We start from the raw sequence: 17,609 nt of genomic DNA on the forward strand, positions 1-17,609 counted from the left end.
CGGGCCGGGCCTAGGGCTTGACCGCCAGCACGGGACGGTCGGCGTCGAGCAGTATCCGCTGGGCGCTGCTGCCCATGAGGAGCTTGCCGACCGGCGACCGCCTCCGCAGGCCGATCACGATGACGGAGGCGTCGACCTGCCGGGCCACGCGGAGGATCTCGTCAGCCGCCTCGCCGGAGTGCGTGGTCCGCCGGAGCTCCAGCGCGACGCCGTCGGCCTCGGCCCGCTCGGACATCCGGCGGACGGCGTCGTCGGGTGCGGCGTCGACGCTGACCGGTGCACCGCCGCGGGGGGAGTTGAGGACGACCAGCGGTTCGCTGCGACGCCGGGCCTCCTGCAGGGCCGCGGAGAAGGCGGCGTCGCCCTCCGGCGTGGGGACGTAGCCGACCAGGACGGTCATACCAGCTCCTTGGTGTCGCTCCGGTGCTCGGCCTGACGCCGGCGGGGAAGGGCGGACCGGATCATCGGCAGGAACGCGACCAGCAGGAAGATCACCAGCAGCGTGCCCGAGATCGGTCGGGCGAAGAACTCGAAGGCATCGCCGTCGAAGATCAGCAGCGACCGGCGCAGCGAGTCCTCGAGCAGGGTGCCGAGGACGAAGGCCAGCAGCAGCGGTCCCGGGTCGAAGCCGACCTTCTTCATCAGGTAGCCGAGCAGGCCGAAGACGATGACCAGGATGATGTCGAACACGCTGTTGTTGACGGTGTAGACGCCGATCAGCGTGATCAGGACCGTGATCGGGGCGAGGATCGCCGGCCGGACCCGCAGGATCTTCACGAAGAGGCCGACCAGCGGGATGCTCATGATCAGCAACAGGATGTTGCCGACGTACATCGAGTTGACGACGCCCCAGAAGAGCTCCGGCTCATCGGTGACCAGCCGCGGGCCCGGCGGGACGCCCTGGATGAGCAGCGCGCCGAAGATGACGGCCATGGTGGCGTTGGCCGGGATGCCGAGCGTGAGCAGCGGGATGAACGACGACGTCGCCGCGGCGTTGTTCGCCGTCTCCGGGCCGGCCACGCCTTCGACCGCGCCCTTGCCGAACCGCTCCGGCGTCTTCGACCGCTTCTTCTCCACCGCGTAGGCGGCCAGCGAGGACAGGGTCGCCCCACCACCGGGCAGGATCCCGAGGACGAAGCCGAGCACCGAGCCGCGGCCGATCGCACCAGAGGAGCGACGCAGGTCCGTGCGGGAGGGCCAGACGTTGGCCACCTTCGCCGGCGCCTGGGCGGAGGTGTGCCGCTCCTCGAGGTTGTAGAGGATCTCCCCGAGGCCGAACAGACCCATCGCGATCGGCACGAAGTCCAGGCCGTCGGCCAGGTTCAGGCTGCCGAAGGTGAACCGTTCACCGCCGGTGAAGGCGTCCCGGCCGACGGTGGCGAGCAGCAGGCCGATGCAGGCGGCGACGACCGCCTTGAGCCGGCTGCCGCTGCTGACGGTCGCCACCAGGAGGATGCCGAGGAGGGCCAGCGCGGTGTACTCCGGCGGCCCGAAGTCGAGGGCGAAACCTGCGACGACGGGGGCGAGGAACGACAGCGCGACGATCGAGATCGTGCCGCCGACGAACGAGCCGATCGCCGCGATGCCCAGCGCGGTGCCGGCCTTGCCCTGGCGGGCCAGGGCGTGGCCGTCGAACACCGTGACCACCGACGACGCCTCGCCGGGCAGCTTGAGCAGGACCGAGGTGATCGTGCCGCCGTACTGGGCGCCGTAGAAGATCCCGGCCAGCATGATGATCGAGGTCACCGGCTCGAGGCCGATGGTGATCGGCAGCAGGATCGCGATGGTGGCGGCGGGCCCGAGGCCCGGCAGTACGCCGACCAGCATGCCGACGACGACGCCGATCAGGCAGTAGAGCAGGTTGGTGGGTTCCAGGACGACGGAGAAGCCGGCGAGCACCGGGGCGAGGTCCACTCGGACGCTCCTTCAGAACAGGTGCGGGATGGGGACCGAGAGGGCCGCCACGAAGATGAGGTAGAACGCGACCACCACGCCGAGGCTGACGACGACCGACGTGCGCCAGCCCTCGCCGCCCAGGAAGCGCAGCCAGACGAAGGCGAGCAGGGCGGCGGGGATCTCGAAGCCGATGACCCCGATGACGGCGACGAAGACCACCATCGTCGCCAGGCCGGCCAGGACCAGCCAGGAGGAGCGGGAGAAGCGCTCGGCGTCGGAGGTGCCGCGGGCGGTGGCCGCCAGCGCGAGGCCCAGGACCACGATCAGGATGCTCAGGATCGTCGGCCAGGTGCCCGAGCCGGGGTTGCCGGCGCTCCCGGCGCCGAGCGAGAGCGAGCCGACCAGGGCGGCAGCCCCGAGCGCCACGACCAGGGTGGCCACGACCAGATTCGTGGCCGTGCCCGCCGGCGGCGGGCGGTGCTCTGCGTCGTGCTCGAACTGGTGGACCGCGTCCTCGAGGTCGTGCAGCGTCGAGGGCGTGCGGTCGCCGTCCGTTCCCGAGCCGGCAGGGGACGCGGCTCCGGCGTCCCCCTGGGGGGAGGCCCCGGCGGCCGTGCGGCCGCCGGGGCTCCCCGGGGTGTGAGCCCCGTCGTGCGCAGAACTCACTGCTCTCCACCGAGGTCGATGCCGTACTCCTCGACCACGGAGCGGTACTCCTCGAGGTTGTTGGTCCACCGCTCCCGGATCTCCTCGCCGTCGAGCTCGTTCGGGGTGAGCAGGTTGTCCTCGTTGAACTGCTGGTACGCCTCGTCCTCGAACGCCGCCTGGAAGCCCTCGCGCAGGGTCTGCAGGACGTCGTCCGGCGTGCCCTGGGGAGCGAAGACCGCGCGGGACTGCTGGACCGGCACGTCGTAGCCGGCCTCGACCGCGGTCGGGGTGTCGGGGAGGTAGCTCGGACGCTCCTCAGCGAAGGTCACGATCGGGGTGAGCTCGCCGGCCTCGATCTGCTCGATGGCCTCACCGAGCTGGATGGAGCCGACGTCCACCTGGCCACCCAGGACGGCGGTCAGCGTGGGCGAGCCGCCGTCGAAGGGGACGGCGGTGGCGTCGATGTCGGCCTGGGCGAAGAGCAGCTCCTGGGAGAGCTGGCTGCCGGTGCCCACACCGGTCGTGCCGAAAGTGATCGGACGGCCGGCGGCGGCGAGGTCCTCGACCGTCGTGAAGCCGGAGTTCGGTGAGGTGACGAGGACGTAGTCGTCGAGCGAGAGGCCGGTGACGATCTCGAAGTCGGCGATGTCGGGCGCCTCGCCCTCGCCCACCGCCAGCGGGGTGATGTAGGCCAGGCTGCCGTTGTAGACCATCAGCGTGTGGCCGTCGGCCTCCTCGCCGGCCAGTTCCTGGGCGGCCAGCGCGCCGTTGGCGCCGGGCTTGTTCTCGACGGTGACGGCGACACCCAGCTCGTCGGACAGGCCTTCGGCCGCCGCGCGGGCGATCAGGTCGGTGCTGCCACCGGGGTCCTGTCCCACGAAGATGGTGATCGGGTCGCCGCCGGGGAACTCCTCGCCCTCGGCCTCCGAGCCGCCGCCGCCGACGTTGCCGCCACAGGCGGCGAGGGAGAGGGCCAGAGCGAGTCCGGCACCGGTCGTCGCCCAGCGGCGCGCACGGTGGTTGGTGGTCATGTCGATCTCCTCTACGAGCAGCTCTTCAGCTGGTGTGGGGCTGTGAGTGGCGTCACTCAGCCCGGACCAGCGGAGCGTATGGAGCCCAGATCATGCCTGTCCAAGACCAGTGAAGCATTGATTGATACCTTGGCGGCATGGCCTTCACGTTGGAGCAACTCCGCGGTTTCCTGGCCGTCGCCGAGGAGCTCCACTTCGGACGGGCGGCCGAGCGGCTGAAGATGACGCAGCCACCGCTCAGCCGCCAGATCCAGAAGCTCGAGCGGGTGGTCGGGGCGCAGCTGCTGGAGCGGGACAACCGGCGGGTGGCGCTGACCGCGGCCGGCGAGGTGTTCCTGGGCGAGGCCCGCAGGCTCCTCTCCCTCGCCGACACCGCGCCCGAGCTCGCCCGCCGGGTGTCGTCGGGATCGCACGGGGTGGTGCGGATCGGGTTCACCGCCGCCTCCACCTACGGCACGCTGGGCCGGCTGCTCAACGAGGTGGCCCGCGGACTGCCCCACATCGGCCTCGACCTGCGCGAGATGGTCACCCGGGAGCAGATCGCTGCGCTGCTCAACGAGGAGGTCGACCTCGGGCTGGCTCGTCCGCCCTTCGACGCCGAGACCTTCGGTTCCCGCCTCCTGCACCGCGAGGCGCTGCTGGTCGCCGTCCCTACCGGGCACCGGCTGCTGGAGCTGGGCCGCGACGTGGTCGCGGACGACCTGGCGGCGGAGCCGGTGGTCATGCACTCACCCACCGAGGCGCGCTACTTCTACGACCTGGTCGTGAGCATGGTGCCCACGGCCTCCGGCAATGCCGTCCACACGGTCAGTCAGGTCCTCACCATGCTGTGGCTCGTCGCCGCGGGACGTGGCATCGCCTTCGTGCCGGCCTCGGCGGCGCGGCTGCCCATCGACGGTGTCGCGTTCGTCCGCCTCGAGACGCCGGTACCCGACCCCGTGGAGCTGCACCTGCTCTGGGCGAGAGGCTCCCGCAACCCGGCGTTGCGGCGGGTCCTCGAACTCCTCGAGCGGAGCGAGGAGACCTTCTGACGCGTCCCGGCCACTCGACCTCGCGGTGTGGTGCTCGTCTGCGCGGTAGACCACGGGGACGGCGTCCACGCGGCGAGGGCGAGTGCTGCGCGACCGGCGGCCCGGCGCCATACCCGCGAGGCATCGCTCGATGCGAAACAACTCTTGGACAGGCATCGTCGAGTCTTCCTACGGTGACGCCGACCACCGCTCGTGCCCACCGACGCCTCGCCGTCGGACACCCGCGGACCCGTCGGACCCCGAGGACCTGATCCCGTGACGCTGTTGCCCCCCGACGCTCTCGCCGACCGTCTGAAGTCCGGCCTGCTCTCCTTCCCGGTGACCCACTTCGACGCCGATCTCCGCGTCGACGAGGCGCGCTACCGGGAGCACCTGGCCTGGCAGTCGAGCTTCGACGTCGCCGGCCTCTTCGCGGCCGGGGGGACGGGGGAGGGCTTCTCGCTCACCTCGGCGGAGATCGACCGCGTGCTGCGCATCGCCGTGGACGAGGCAGGGGGCCGCGTGCCGGTCCTGGCCCCGGCGACCGGGAGCACCGCGCAGGCGGTCGCCCAGGCGCAGGCGGCCCAGGAGGCCGGCGCCTCGGGCCTGCTGCTCTTCCCGCCCTACCTGACCGAGGCCAGCCAGGCCGGGCTCGTCGAGCACATCGGTGCGGTGTGCCGGGCGACCGACCTCGGGGTCATCGTCTACAGCCGCGCCAACGCCGTGCTCACCGACAGCACCGTCGCCGAGGTGGCCGACCGCAACCCCACCCTGATCGGGCTCAAGGACGGCGTCGGCGACATCGAGCAGATGACGCGCACCTACGCCAAGGTCGGGGACCGCCTCATCTACGTCGGCGGCCTGCCCACGGCCGAGACCTTCGCGCTGCCGCTCCTCCAGCTGGGGGTGAGCACCTACTCCTCGGCGCTGTACAACTTCCTGCCCGAGTTCGCGCTGCGCTTCTACGCCGCGGTGCGCGCCCAGGACAGGGTCAAGGTCTACTCGATGCTCAACGACTTCGTGATCCCCTACATCGACATCCGCGACCGGACGAAGGGCTACGCGGTGTCGATCGTCAAGGCGGGGCTGACGGCGGTCGGCCGGGACGGTGGGCGGGTCCGCCCCCCGCTGACCGACCTCACGGAGGCCGAGCTCGCCGAGCTCACCGCCCTGGTGAACAAGGTCTCCTGACGGCCACCTCCTGACCAGCGACGCGACCACCCACCTGGAGGACCGCATGACCGGCCGGACGCCGACCGTCGCCACCGTCGAGGTGGTCCCCGTCGCGGGGCACGACAGCATGCTGCTGAACCTCAGCGGCGCGCACGGCCCCTTCTTCACCCGCAACATCGCGATCGTCACCGACTCCGACGGCCGCACCGGCCTCGGCGAGGTACCCGGCGGCGAGGCGATCCGCCGCACCATCGAGGACGCCGGCGCGCTCCTCGTGGGGCAGTCGATCGCGGCCTACGGGCGCGTGCTGCGCGACGTCTCCGCCACGTTCGCCGACCGGGACGCCGGCGGCCGGGGCCTGCAGACCTTCGACCTGCGGACGACGATCCACGCGGTGACCGCGCTGGAGTCGGCGCTGCTCGACCTGCTCGGCCAGCACCTCGGCGTCCCCGTGGCCGAGCTGCTCGGCGAGGGCCAGCAGCGTGACACCGTCCCGATGCTCGGCTACCTCTTCTACGTCGGGGACCGGACGGCGACCGATCTGCCCTACCTGGCCGAGGCCGACCCCGCCGACGACTGGGAGCGGCTGCGCCGCGAGCAGGCGATGACCCCCGAGGCCGTCGTCGCCCTGGCCGAGGCGGCCCAGGCGCGCTACGGCTTCTCCGACTTCAAGCTCAAGGGCGGCGTGCTGCCCGGGGAGCAGGAGGTCGCGGCGGTGCGTGCCCTGGCCGAGCGGTTCCCCGACGCCCGCATCACGCTGGACCCCAACGGGGGCTGGCTGCTCGCCGAGGCGATCGAGCTCTGCCGCGACCTCGGCGACGTCCTCGCCTACGCGGAGGACCCGGTCGGACCCGAGGCCGGCTTCTCCGGGCGCGAGACCATGGCGGAGTTCCGCCGGGCGACCGGGTTGCCGACCGCGACCAACATGATCGCCACCGACTGGCGGCAGATGGCGCACGCCGTCCGGTCGAACGCCGTCGACATCCCGCTCGCCGACCCGCACTTCTGGACGATGCGCGGCTCCGTCCGGGTGGCCCAGCTGTGCGCCGACTTCGGCCTGACCTGGGGCTCGCACTCGAACAACCACTTCGACATCTCCCTGGCGATGTTCACCCAGGTCGGCGCCGCCGCGCCGGGCGACATCACGGCTCTGGACACGCACTGGATCTGGCAGGACGGGCAGCCGCTCACGCGCTCCCCGCTGCAGATCGAGGACGGCGCGATCGCCGTGCCGGCCGCACCGGGACTGGGGGTCGAGCTGGACCGGGACGCGGTCGACGCCGCGCACGCGCTGTACCTGGAGCACGGGCTCGGTGCCCGGGACGACGCCGTGGCGATGCAGTACCTGCTGCCCGGCTGGCAGTTCGACCCGAAACGCCCCTGCCTCGTCCGCTGACCTGTCCTGCTGCAACCCTGGAGACCGTTGTGACCGCCACCCAGATCCTCCGCACGGACAGCCCCGCCGTTCTCGACCGCATCGCGTCGGTGACGCTGTCCTCGGTCGTGCTGCCGCTGTCGAACCCGATCAGCGACGCCAAGGTCCTGACCGGGCGGCAGCGGGCCATGACGGAGGTGGTCTTCCTCTTCGCCGAGATCCGCACCGAGGGCGGACACGAGGGCGTCGGCTTCGGCTACTCCAAGCGCGCCGGCGGGCCGGCCCAGTTCGCCCACGCCCGGGAGATCGCCGCCGACCTGATCGGCGAGGACCCCAGCGACATCGGCCGGCTCTGGACCAAGCTGGTCTGGGCCGGGGCGTCGGTCGGCCGCAGCGGTGCCTCGACCCAGGCCATCGCGGCCATGGACATCGCCCTGTGGGACCTCAAGGCCAAGCGGGCCGGCCTGCCGCTGGCCAAGCTGCTGGGGGCGCACCGCGACTCGGTGCCCTGCTACAACACCTCCGGCGGCTTCCTGCACGAGTCGATCGAGCAGGTGCTCGACAACGCCACGCGGACCATCGCCGAGGGCATCGGCGGCATCAAGATCAAGGTGGGCCAGCCCGACTGGGCCGAGGACCTGCGCCGGGTGCGGGCGGTGCGCGAGCACATCGGCGACCGGATGCCGCTCATGGTCGATGCCAACCAGCAGTGGGACCGGCCCACCGCCATGCGGGTGAGCCGGGCGCTGGAGGAGTTCGACCTGGTGTGGATCGAGGAGCCGCTGGACGCCTACGACGCCGAGGGGCACGCCCAGCTCGCCCGGTCGCTGGACACCGCGATCGCGACGGGGGAGATGCTCACCAGCGTGCCCGAGCACTACGAGCTCATCCGGCACGGCTCGGTGGACATCATCCAGCCCGACGCCCCGCGGATCGGTGGCATCACCCAGTTCCTGAAGCTCGCCGCACTCGCCGAGCACAGCAACCTGCAGATGGCGCCGCACTTCGCGATGGAGATCCACCTGCACCTCGCCGCGGCGTACCCGCACGGCACGTGGGTGGAGCACTTCGACTGGCTCTACCCCCTGTTCGACGAGCGGCTCGAGATCCGCGACGGCCGGATGCACCTGTCCGACCGGCTCGGCCTCGGGTTCACGCTGACCGAGCAGGCCCGCGCGTGGACGGTCGACACCGTCACCGTCGACGCACCGCGCTGATCGCCCCGCTGCCGACGACCTGGAAGACCTGGAGGAACACCCGCATGGCCCCATCCACCGACCACGGAATCCTCAGCATCGATCCGCGCACGGGAGAGACGGTCGAGGTCGTCGCGCAGGAGACCACCTCAGCGGAGGTGGACCGCCTGTGCGCGGCCGCCCTCGCCGCGGCGCCGGCGCTCGACGCCCTGGGACGCACCGGCCGGGCCGCCCTGCTGGGCGCGCTCGCCGACGCGCTGGAGGCCCGCCGGGACGACGTGGTCGCGATCGCCGACCGGGAGACCGGTCTCGGCACGACGCGGCTGAACGGTGAGCTGACCCGCACCTGCTACCAGCTGCGGCTGTTCGGCGAGGTGCTGCACGAAGGCAGCTACCTCGAGGCGGCCATCGACCCCGCCGGGAACACCCCGATGGGGCCGCGCCCCGACCTGCGCCGCATGCTCGTCCCGATCGGCCCGGTCGCGGTGTTCGGGGCGAGCAACTTCCCCCTGGCCTTCTCCGTGCCCGGCGGCGACACCGCCTCGGCGCTGGCCGCCGGCTCCCCGGTGATCGTCAAGGCGCACGGGTCGCACCCGGCGACCTCGCAGCTCTGCTTCGAGATCCTGGCCGAGGCCGCACGGGCCGCCGGCGCTCCGGAGGGGACGCTGGGCATCGTGCACGGCCTGCAGGCCGGCGCCGACCTCGTCGCGCACCCGGCCGTCCGCGCCGTCGGCTTCACCGGGTCGGTGAACGGCGGCAAGGCGCTGCTGGAGATCATCGAGCGACGGCCCGACCCGGTGCCGTTCTACGGCGAGCTGAGCAGCCTCAACCCGGTCGTCGTCACGCCGCAGGCGGCCGCCGAGCGCGGTGCGCAGCTGGGCCGGGAGCTGGTCGGGTCCTTCACGCTGGGGGCGGGGCAGTTCTGCACCAAGCCCGGGCTGGCGTTCGTCCCGAGCGGGACCGACGGCGACGCCGTCCTCGCGGCGATGGCCGACGCCGTCCGGGAGACCGCCGCGCCGACGCTGCTCAACGAGGGCATCGCCGGCTCCTACGCACGCATCTCCTCCTCCCTCGCCGACCTGCCCGGCGTCTCGACGGTCGCGCACGGGGGCGAGCCGCAGGGACCGGGGTTCCAGGCGACGCCGTTGCTGCTCACCACCGACGCCGCCGACCTGCCGCACGAGGTCACCGAGGAGTGCTTCGGCCCGGTGGCCGTCGTCGCCCGGTACGACGGGGACAAGGCGCTGTTCGCCGCGCTCGAGTCCATGCCGTCGTCCCTCACCGCGACGGTCCTGCGCGGCGACGGCGAGACCGAGCTGCCGCTGGCGGTCTCCCGGGAACTGCGCACCCGCGCCGGCCGGCTGGTCTACGACGCCTACCCGACCGGTGTCGCGGTCTCGTGGGCCCAGCACCACGGCGGACCGTGGCCCTCGACCAACTCCCAGCACACGTCGGTCGGGACCACCGCCATCCGCCGGTTCCTGCGTCCGGTGACCTGGCAGGGCGCGCCGCAGGAGGTGCTGCCCGAGGAGCTGACCGACGGCTACCAGGGCATCCCGCGGCGGATCGACGGGAAGCTGCAGCTGCCCCGTGACTGAACGGGTCGCGCTGGTCGGCTCCGAACGGGGGCTGCGGGTCGATCCCGACCTGCCGCTGGCGGTGGCCGCGCTCGGGGACGCCGGATACGAGGTCGACCTCGTCCGGTGGGACGACGCCGACGTCGACTGGTCCGGTTTCGACCTCGCCGTCGTCCGGTCGTGCTGGGACTACGCCTGGCGACGGGCGGAGTTCCTGTCCTGGGCGGAGTCGGTCCCGCGGCTGCGCAACGGCGGAGCGCTGCTGCGCTGGAACACCGACAAGACCTACCTGCGCGACCTGGAGCGGGCCGGGCTCCCGGTCGTGCCGACGGTGTGGAACCCGGTGCATCCCGACGACCTGCCCGCTGCGGGGGAGTGGGTGGTGAAACCGTCGGTGTCCGCCGGCTCCCGGGACACCGCACGGTGGAGCGATGCGTCGGCGGCGCTGGACCACGCGGCGCAGCTGACCGCGGCCGGGCGGACGGCGATGCTCCAGCCGTACGTCACCAGCGTGGACGACGAGGGTGAGACCGCGATGCTCTACCTCGGCGGCCACTTCTCCCACGCCGTCCGCAAGGGGGCGCTGCTCGTACCGGGGGAGGGCGTCCGGCACGACCGGGAGAGCCGAGGCGACCTGAGCCGCGTGCAGTCGACGGCGGCGCAGCGGGACGTCGCCGACGCCGTGTTCGCCGCCATCGGTGATCTCGTCGGCGGAGCGCCGGTGCCGCTGTACGCGCGGATCGACCTGGTGCACGACCAGGCCGGTCACCCCGTGGTCCTGGAGCTCGAGCTGACCGAGCCGAGCCTGTTCCTGCCGCAGGCGCCCGAGGCCGCCGCGGCGCTGGCCCGTGCGGTGGAGGCGGAACTCCAGCAGTGAGCGGAGTGCTGGGCGGCTTCGCCGCCCTGGCCGCGGTGATCGCCGTCGGCTGGGCGGTGGGCCGGACCGGCATCCTCGGCCGGGACGCGCCGGGCATCCTGTCCCGGCTGTCGTTCTTCGTGGCCACCCCGGCGCTGCTCTTCCTCACCCTGGGCCGGGCCGACACCGCCACGGTCGCGTCGCTGGCGCTGATCGCCACGGCGGGCAGCGCGGTCGGAACCGCGCTGCTGTACGTGGGCCTGGCCTGGTGGCGGTGGCGGCTGCCGGCCGCGCAGCTCACCACGGGCGCGCTGTCGTCGTCCTACGTCAACGCCGGCAACCTCGGTATCCCGGTGGCGGTGTACATCGTGGGGAACGCCTCCTACGTGGCTCCCGTCCTCCTCTTCCAGGTGCTCGTCATGGCGCCCGTCGGGCTCGGGGTGCTCGCTGCCTCCCGGGCAGGCGTGGCGGCGACGCCGACCTGGCGGCAGCTGCTGGTGCAGCCGCTGCGGACGCCGGTGGTCATCGGGTGCGCGCTCGGCCTGCTCCTGGCGGCCAGCGGGCTGGACCTCCCGGCGATGCTCCTGGAGCCGGTCGAGCTGATCGCGGCGCTGGCCGTGCCCGCCGCGCTGCTGGCCTACGGGATGAGCCTGCACGGCGCACCCCGCCCGGCGGCCGGCGCGCTGGCCGGACAGGTCTGGCTGGCCGTGGTCCTCAAGAACCTGGCGATGCCGGCCCTCGCCTACGCCCTCGGCCGGTGGGTCGCCGACCTCGACGGTCTCGCGCTGCTCGCGGTCACGGTCACCTCGGCGCTGCCCACCGCCCAGAACGTGTTCGTCTACGCCTCGGCCTACGGCCGGGGCGCCCTGCTGGCCCGCGACGTGATCCTGCTCAGCACCGTGCTGTCGGTTCCCGTCCTCGTCGGCATCGCTGTGCTGCTGGCATGAAGGGAGCCACCGTGGAGATCGAGGAGTTCGACGCCGTCCTCGTCGGAGGCGGCGTGATGAGCGCGACGCTCGCGACGCTGCTCGGCGAGCTCGAGCCGGGCTGGCGGATCGCCGTCGTCGAGCGACTGGACGAGGCGGGGCTGGAGAGCTCGGGCGCGTGGAACAACGCGGGCACCGGCCATGCCGGGCTCTGCGAGTTCAACTACACGCCCCGCCGGGCCGACGGATCGGTCGACGTCTCGCGGGCGGTGGAGATCGGCGCGCAGTTCGCCGCCTCGCAGGTCTTCTGGGCGCACCTGGTCTCGACCGGCCGGATCGGGCCGCCGCAGGACTTCATCCGTCCGGTCCCGCACCTCGGCTTCGGCCGCGGGCCGGACGGCGTGGCGCACCTGCGGGCCCGGTGGGAGGCGTTGCGCGGGCATCCGCTCTTCGCCGACACCGAGTTCAGCGACGACCGTGCGGTGCTCGCGACCTGGCTGCCGCTGATGTTCGGTGACCGGCCCGACGACGGCCCCGTCGCCGTCACCCGTTCACGCCAGGGAACCGACGTCGACTTCGGCGTGCTCACCCGGCAGCTGCTCGCCGCGGTGCGCTCCCGCGGTGGCGACGTCCGGCTGGGGCACGAGGTGACCGCCCTCGACCGGGTCGACGGCGCCTGGTCCGTCGGCGTCCGGGAGCAAGCGACCGGGGTGGAGCACCGGCTGCGGACGCCCTACGTCTTCGTCGGCGCGGGCGGCGGGACGCTGCCGCTGCTGCAGAAGGCCCGGGTCCCGGAGGTGCGCCGGTACGGCGCCTTCCCGATCAGCGGCCGGTTCCTCCGCACGGCGAACCCCGACCTGGTGGCCGCGCACCGCGGCAAGGTCTACGGGCACGCCGCGCCGGGGGCGCCGAGCATCTCGGTCCCGCACCTGGACCACCGCACGGTCGACGGCCGGGAGTACCTCCTGTTCGGCCCGTTCGCGGCGTTCTCCCCGCGGTTCCTCCGCACCGGACGGCGCACCGACCTGCTCCGGGCGGTGCGGCCGGGCAACCTGCCGGTCCTCGCGGCGTCCGCCCGGGACAACCGCTCCCTCATGGCCTACCTGGTCCGGCAGATCGCCCAGACTCCCCGCGGCCGGCTCGACGCGCTGCGGACGTTCGTCCCGCACCTGCAGGCGGACGACTGGGAGCTGGTTCCCGCCGGGCAGCGGGTGCAGGTGCTGAAGATGTCGGGCGGTCGGGGCGCGATGGTCGGCTTCGGCACGGAGGTGGTCACCTCGGCCGGCGGATCGCTCGCCGCCCTGCTCGGGGCATCGCCCGGCGCGTCCACGGCGGCCGCGACGATGGTCGACGTGCTCGCGGCCGGCTTTCCCGACCGGATGGCCCAGTGGGCGCCGAGGCTGGAGGAGATCGCGCCGTCGGCGGCCCGAGCTGAGCGCCCGGACCCGGCCGAGCTCCTGGCCCGTGCGCGTGCGGCCCGCCGGGTCCTGGGGCTCGACGGGGCGACCGGCGACCGACGGGAGGATCCCGCATGACGCCCCCCGGACTCACCGGTCGCCTCCGCGAGGCGGTGGGGGACGCCGGCCTCGTCACCGATCCGGGCCAGCTGGGCGGCTACCTGAGCGACTGGCGCAACGCCTGGTCCGGCGCCGCCGCGGCCGTCGTCCGACCCGGCAGCACCGACGAGGTCGCCGCGGTCGTGCGTGCCTGCGGCGAGGAGGGGATCGCGGTCGTCCCCCAGGGTGGGAACACGGGCCTGTGCGGTGGGGCGGTGCCGGACGCGTCCGGCCGGCAGGTGGTCCTCTCGCTGGACCGCATGCGGCGGGTGCGGGCCGTCGACCCGGTGAACCAGACGATCACGGTGGAGGCCGGCGTCGTCCTGCAGGCGGTGCAGGAGGCGGCCGCGGCCGAGGGCTGCCTGTTCCCGCTCTCCCTGGGATCCGAGGGCAGCTGCACCATCGGCGGCAACCTGTCGACCAATGCCGGCGGCACCGGGGTGCTCCGCTACGGCACCATGCGCGACCTCACGCTCGGGCTCGAGGTGGTCCTGCCCGACGGCCGGATCTGGAACGGCCTGCGCGGGCTGCGGAAGGACAACACCGGCTACGACCTCAAGCACCTGTTCATCGGGGCCGAGGGCACGCTGGGGGTGGTCACCGCCGCGGTGCTGAAGCTGTTCCCCGCCGTCCGGAGCCGGGCGACGGCGTGGGTGGCCCTGGGCTCCGCCCAGGCCGCGGTCGACCTCTTCGGCATCGTGCGGGCGCTCTGCGGCGACCGGCTGACCGGGTTCGAGATCATGTCGCGGCAGAGCGTCGACTTCGTGCTCCGGCACGGCTCCGGCGCGCGCGACCTCTTCGGCGCCGTCCACCCCTGGTACGTGCTCGTGGAGCTGAGCGACACCCTGCCCGACGCCGGACTCGACGGACTGCTCGAGGCCGCGCTGGCCCAGGCGTTCGAGCGGGACGTGGCCGCGGACGCGGTCGTGGCGGCCGGCTCGGCGCAGGTCGCCGCGCTGTGGGGGCTGCGGGAGGGGATCTCGGAGGCACAGAACTTCGAGGGACCGAGCCTGAAGCACGACGTGACGGTGCCGGTCAGCAGCATCCCGGGCTTCGTCGAGCGCACCGACCGGGCACTCCGGGCGGCCGTGCCGGGAATCCGGATCGTCACCTACGGGCACATCGGCGACGGCAACCTGCACTACAACCTGAGCAGGCCGGTGGACTCCGACGACGACGCCTTCCGCGGGCGGGCCGACGAGCTGAGCCGCATCGTCTACGACTCGACCAGCAGCTTCGACGGGAGCATCAGCGCCGAGCACGGGCTGGGGCAGGCCAAGCGCGACGTCATCGCCGACTACAAGGACGGCTACGAGCTCGAGCTGATGCGGAGCATCAAGGAGCTCTTCGACCCGCGAAACCTGATGAACCCGGGCAAGGTGCTTCCCGCGCGGTAGCGCCGTGCTTCCCGCGCGGTAGCGCCGCGGGGACATCACCGGGCTGTCACGGCGATCCGCCGGTCCGCACGCGCACGGATTCGGCGCGTGACGGAGCGCCGTCCGGACGCCTGCGCTGGGTGGCCGGTACCCGGCTCCCTGGCACGGGGCAGCCGTCGCGAGAACGCTTCTGCGGTGCCGAGCAGTCCTGCCGGCGGAGGGGGAGCGGAGGCACGCTGGGCGTCCGCGTCCCGGTAACGAGGGGGAACAGTGATCGATCCGCGCTTCTCGGCAGTGTCAGGGTTTCCCGTCGACGGCTGCGTCGGGGCGGTGTTCCAGCCGGAGACGACCGGCCGCCAGATCGTCGTCTTCGCCGACGGGGACGACGACTCGGGCGTCGACTGGGGTCGCGTAGGCATCTCCGAGGTCGCGGACTCGCGCGACTTCGCGTCGGGGGGCCTGCCGTCGGAGACCGTCCACGACGCGCAGGCCACGGTCTTCGGCCGGCTCGGGATGGCCGTCGTCTCCGCCGACCCCACCCAGGTGTCCATGCTGCAGTCCGCGGAGGCCCCCGGCCGCCGGGTCCTGTCGGTGTCGCCGGAGCTGGTGCACCACGTCCTGCAGGACGTGCTCGAGTACACCCGCGCCTACCGCGACGGTGTCGACGACCTGGCCGAGCGGGTGCTGCGGGCACACGAGGGGAACGGCCATCCCGCACCCACCGCGGGGTCGCTCGCCGCGCCCCTGTTCGCGGACACCCCGCAGGCGACCTGGGGGATCCAGGCGGTCCAGGCCGACTCCTCGCCCTGCTCCGGCCGGGGGATCGGGGTCGCCGTGCTCGACACGGGTTTCGACCTCGAGCACCCGGACTTCGCCGGCCGTAGCGTGACGGCCCAGTCATTCGTGCCGGGGGAGCAGGCGCAGGACGGCCACGGGCACGGCACGCACTGCATCGGGAGCTCCTGCGGCCCCCGGTCGCCGTCGACCGGGCCCCGGTACGGCGTCGCCTACGAGGCCGACATCTTCGTCGGCAAGGTGCTGAGCGACGCCGGGAGCGGCACCGACGGGGGGATCCTCGCGGGCATCGACTGGGCCGTGACCAACGGCTGCCCGGTCATCTCGATGTCGCTCGGCGCCGATGTGATGCAGGAGCACCCGCCGTACTCGGTCGCCGGTGCGCGGGCGCTGGAGCAGGGGTCGCTGATCATCGCCGCCGCGGGCAACAACGCCGACCGGCGGATCGGCCGGTGGGGCTTCGTCGGCGCTCCCGCCAACAGCCCGGAGATCATGGCCGTCGGGGCGCTGGACCAGCAGCTGGACATGGCCTACTTCTCGGCCCGCAGCCTGCCGGCCCGCGGCGGACAGGTCGACATCGCCGGGCCCGGCTGGCAGGTGTACTCGTCGTGGCCGATGCCGATGCGCTACCGGGCGATCAGCGGCACCAGCATGGCGACCCCGCACGTGGCCGGCGTCGCGGCGCTCTGGGCGGAGGCGACGGGGCGCCGTGGGCGGGAACTCTGGGCGACGCTGTGCCAGGAGAGCCAACGGTTGATGCAGCCCTCGGTGGACGCCGGCAGCGGGCTGTGCGTGGCCCCGCAGTGAGGCGCGGAACCGGCGTAGGTTGCGCCCCATGACGCACGTCAGCGTGACCGTGGGGGACGACCACCGGAACAGCCTGGACGGCGTCGTCGAGAGCCTGCGCGCCTCCGGGCTGGAGGTCGAGCAGGTGCTCGGCACGCTGGGGATCGTCACCGGGTCGGCACCCGACGACGCCCTCGACGCCCTGCGCGGTGTCGAGGGCGTCGCCTCCGTCGATGCCCAGCTCGCCCACCGACTGCCGCCGCCGGACGCCCCGGTCCAGTAGCGGGAGCGAGGCCAGGCCCGGACCCGCCGCTCCGCTACCGCGATCGGCGTCGTCGGAGGAGGAGCAGGCACCACACCACGCCCGCCAGCAGGAGTGCTCCGGTCGTCCAGCCGGCGATCTCGGCCGCGGCGGCGGCGGACGTCCCGAAGGCGGCGTCGACCATCCCTCCGATCCACCGCCACAACCCGTGTCCCACGACGTAGCCGAGCAGGACGACGAGCATCGCCGGCACGCCGAGGACGAGGAGGAAGACGTTCGTGCTTCGCGCGCCACGAGGCCGGCGGATGCAGGGCGTCGGCCGGGCGCCTCCGCGACACCGCGGTGGACGCCAGTTGCAGAACTCGGCGGGCTCGCACATGATGTCCCCGGGCGGGGCCCCGGGGAGACCAGGGTTGCGCTCCGCCCGCCAACGTCACGACATGCTCGACCCGGCGCCGGTTCGGGCCCCCTCTCGTGGGGCACTACCGGACCGACCGGCCCCGGCGTGGCCGTGAAGCCCCCGCGCCGGGGCCGTGCTGCGTCCTCCGGGTCAGGGTCGCGTGCGCATCGCCGATCGTCCGGCGTCCGGCGCCGCCTCCGACGCCAGGAGCGGGAGCGTGCGGAACGGTACGAGTCGGGACAGCGCGACGACGCTGGTCGAGCGCACGACCGCCGGCGAGCGGTTCAGGTCGACCAGGATCTTCTGCAGACCCTCGTGCGAGCTGGCAGCCACCCGGCACAGCACGTCGCCGCTACCCGTCGTGGCGTGCGCCTCGAGCAGGCCGGGGATGTCCTCCAGGTCGCGCTGCACGTCCTCGATCGCGCCCTGGGCGATCTCCAGCGTCACGAAGGCCTGCACGCCGAAGCCCGCCGCGGTCACGTCGACGTCCGGCCCGTAGCCGGTGACCACGCCGTCGTCCTCCAGGCGCTGCAGGCGTGCCGACACCGTCGCGCGGGCCACGCCGGTGAGCCGCGAGAGCTCGAGCGCTCCGGCCCGGGGGTGCTCGCGCAGTGCGCCCAGCAGGGCGACGTCCAGGGCGTCGAGCGTGCGTCGGTGAAACATGTGCGAACTATGCTGCCTGCATAGCCGTTCGGCCAAACCGGTGACCCGATCTGTCGGGTGGGCCAGCAGCACCCGAACTGGTT

Annotated in this window: 17 protein-coding genes; 11 read left to right on the plus strand and 6 right to left on the minus strand. The window is 73.1% G+C overall.

The annotated features are described in order from the left end of the window. Positions 1–10: 10 nt before the first annotated feature. Genes FHU33_RS10480 through FHU33_RS10495 form a run of 4 tightly spaced genes read right to left on the minus strand, consistent with a single transcriptional unit; the run spans position 11 to position 3,575 of the window. The gene (locus tag FHU33_RS10480) at positions 11–400 is read right to left on the minus strand and encodes a universal stress protein (RefSeq protein ID WP_142025313.1); all 390 of its coding nucleotides are present in this window, start codon (positions 398–400) and stop codon (positions 11–13) included. Next, complete coding sequence (locus tag FHU33_RS10485; RefSeq protein WP_142025314.1) at positions 397–1,914, minus strand: tripartite tricarboxylate transporter permease; 1,518 nt, start codon at positions 1,912–1,914, stop codon at positions 397–399. Before FHU33_RS10485 ends, FHU33_RS10480 begins: the two co-directional genes overlap by 4 nt. A 12-nt stretch (positions 1,915–1,926) precedes the next feature. Further along, a complete protein-coding gene (locus FHU33_RS10490; protein WP_142025315.1) occupies positions 1,927–2,562 on the minus strand; it encodes a tripartite tricarboxylate transporter TctB family protein in 636 nt (211 codons plus the stop codon). Next, positions 2,559–3,575, minus strand: a complete 1,017-nt coding sequence (locus FHU33_RS10495) for a tripartite tricarboxylate transporter substrate binding protein (RefSeq protein WP_142025316.1) — start codon at positions 3,573–3,575, stop codon at positions 2,559–2,561. The genes FHU33_RS10490 and FHU33_RS10495 overlap by 4 nt, the downstream gene beginning before the upstream one ends. 137 nt (positions 3,576–3,712) lie before the next feature. On the opposite strand from FHU33_RS10495, the gene FHU33_RS10500 reads away from it, so the two are divergent. From FHU33_RS10500 to FHU33_RS10550, 11 genes are all read left to right on the plus strand, one after another. Further along, entirely contained in the window at positions 3,713–4,606 is an 894-nt protein-coding gene (locus FHU33_RS10500; RefSeq protein ID WP_142025317.1) for a LysR substrate-binding domain-containing protein, read from the plus strand. Between the two features lie 255 nt (positions 4,607–4,861). Then, complete coding sequence (gene kdgD, locus FHU33_RS10505; protein ID WP_142025318.1) at positions 4,862–5,776, plus strand: 5-dehydro-4-deoxyglucarate dehydratase; 915 nt, start codon at positions 4,862–4,864, stop codon at positions 5,774–5,776. Positions 5,777–5,822: 46 nt separating this feature from the next. Then, positions 5,823–7,154 (plus strand): enolase C-terminal domain-like protein, encoded by a 1,332-nt coding sequence (locus FHU33_RS10510; RefSeq protein ID WP_142025319.1) that lies wholly within the window; start codon positions 5,823–5,825, stop codon positions 7,152–7,154. Positions 7,155–7,183: 29 nt separating this feature from the next. Beyond that, a complete protein-coding gene (locus FHU33_RS10515) occupies positions 7,184–8,350 on the plus strand; it encodes an L-talarate/galactarate dehydratase (RefSeq protein WP_211355065.1) in 1,167 nt (388 codons plus the stop codon). Between the two features lie 44 nt (positions 8,351–8,394). Beyond that, positions 8,395–9,927 carry an aldehyde dehydrogenase (NADP(+)) gene (locus FHU33_RS10520; RefSeq protein WP_142025320.1) on the plus strand — a complete coding sequence of 511 codons (1,533 nt, stop codon included), beginning with the start codon at positions 8,395–8,397 and terminating at the stop codon, positions 9,925–9,927. Beyond that, positions 9,920–10,783, plus strand: coding sequence for an ATP-grasp domain-containing protein (locus FHU33_RS10525; RefSeq protein WP_142025321.1), 864 nt, complete (start codon positions 9,920–9,922; stop codon positions 10,781–10,783). The genes FHU33_RS10520 and FHU33_RS10525 overlap by 8 nt, the downstream gene beginning before the upstream one ends. Continuing rightward, positions 10,780–11,709 (plus strand): AEC family transporter, encoded by a 930-nt coding sequence (locus FHU33_RS10530; RefSeq protein WP_142025322.1) that lies wholly within the window; start codon positions 10,780–10,782, stop codon positions 11,707–11,709. The genes FHU33_RS10525 and FHU33_RS10530 overlap by 4 nt, the downstream gene beginning before the upstream one ends. Continuing rightward, positions 11,706–13,223 (plus strand): malate dehydrogenase (quinone), encoded by a 1,518-nt coding sequence (gene mqo, locus FHU33_RS10535; protein ID WP_142025323.1) that lies wholly within the window; start codon positions 11,706–11,708, stop codon positions 13,221–13,223. The genes FHU33_RS10530 and mqo overlap by 4 nt, the downstream gene beginning before the upstream one ends. Beyond that, entirely contained in the window at positions 13,220–14,641 is a 1,422-nt protein-coding gene (locus FHU33_RS10540) for an FAD-binding oxidoreductase (RefSeq protein ID WP_142025324.1), read from the plus strand. The genes mqo and FHU33_RS10540 overlap by 4 nt, the downstream gene beginning before the upstream one ends. A gap of 249 nt (positions 14,642–14,890) precedes the next feature. Further along, entirely contained in the window at positions 14,891–16,222 is a 1,332-nt protein-coding gene (locus FHU33_RS10545) for a S8 family serine peptidase (protein ID WP_246063487.1), read from the plus strand. A 28-nt stretch (positions 16,223–16,250) separates the two neighbouring features. After that, complete coding sequence (locus tag FHU33_RS10550; protein ID WP_142025325.1) at positions 16,251–16,484, plus strand: ketohydroxyglutarate aldolase; 234 nt, start codon at positions 16,251–16,253, stop codon at positions 16,482–16,484. Positions 16,485–16,518: 34 nt separating this feature from the next. Here FHU33_RS10550 and FHU33_RS10555 read toward each other — a convergent pair whose 3' ends face one another. Together FHU33_RS10555 and FHU33_RS10560 are read right to left on the minus strand one after the other, a co-directional pair. Then, a complete protein-coding gene (locus tag FHU33_RS10555) occupies positions 16,519–16,716 on the minus strand; it encodes a hypothetical protein (RefSeq protein WP_425456766.1) in 198 nt (65 codons plus the stop codon). A 297-nt stretch (positions 16,717–17,013) separates the two neighbouring features. Further along, a complete protein-coding gene (locus tag FHU33_RS10560) occupies positions 17,014–17,526 on the minus strand; it encodes an Lrp/AsnC family transcriptional regulator (protein WP_142025326.1) in 513 nt (170 codons plus the stop codon). Between the last annotated feature and the right edge of the window lie 83 nt (positions 17,527–17,609).

Origin of the sequence: Blastococcus colisei (genome assembly GCF_006717095.1) — a bacterium.
GTDB lineage: Bacteria > Actinomycetota > Actinomycetes > Mycobacteriales > Geodermatophilaceae > Blastococcus_B > Blastococcus_B colisei.

Excerpts from the sequence above, each read along its gene's own strand:
- FHU33_RS10480 (WP_142025313.1), bottom strand. The coding sequence starts at position 400 with ATGACCGTCCTGGTCGGCTACGTCCCCACGCCGGAGGGCGACGCCGCC.
- FHU33_RS10495 (WP_142025316.1), bottom strand. The coding sequence starts at position 3,575 with ATGACCACCAACCACCGTGCGCGCCGCTGGGCGACGACCGGTGCCGGA.
- FHU33_RS10500 (WP_142025317.1), top strand. The coding sequence starts at position 3,713 with ATGGCCTTCACGTTGGAGCAACTCCGCGGTTTCCTGGCCGTCGCCGAG.
- FHU33_RS10510 (WP_142025319.1), top strand. The coding sequence starts at position 5,823 with ATGACCGGCCGGACGCCGACCGTCGCCACCGTCGAGGTGGTCCCCGTC.
- FHU33_RS10520 (WP_142025320.1), top strand. The coding sequence starts at position 8,395 with ATGGCCCCATCCACCGACCACGGAATCCTCAGCATCGATCCGCGCACG.
- mqo (WP_142025323.1), top strand. The coding sequence starts at position 11,706 with ATGAAGGGAGCCACCGTGGAGATCGAGGAGTTCGACGCCGTCCTCGTC.
- FHU33_RS10540 (WP_142025324.1), top strand. The coding sequence starts at position 13,220 with ATGACGCCCCCCGGACTCACCGGTCGCCTCCGCGAGGCGGTGGGGGAC.
- FHU33_RS10550 (WP_142025325.1), top strand. The coding sequence starts at position 16,251 with ATGACGCACGTCAGCGTGACCGTGGGGGACGACCACCGGAACAGCCTG.
- FHU33_RS10560 (WP_142025326.1), bottom strand. The coding sequence starts at position 17,526 with ATGTTTCACCGACGCACGCTCGACGCCCTGGACGTCGCCCTGCTGGGC.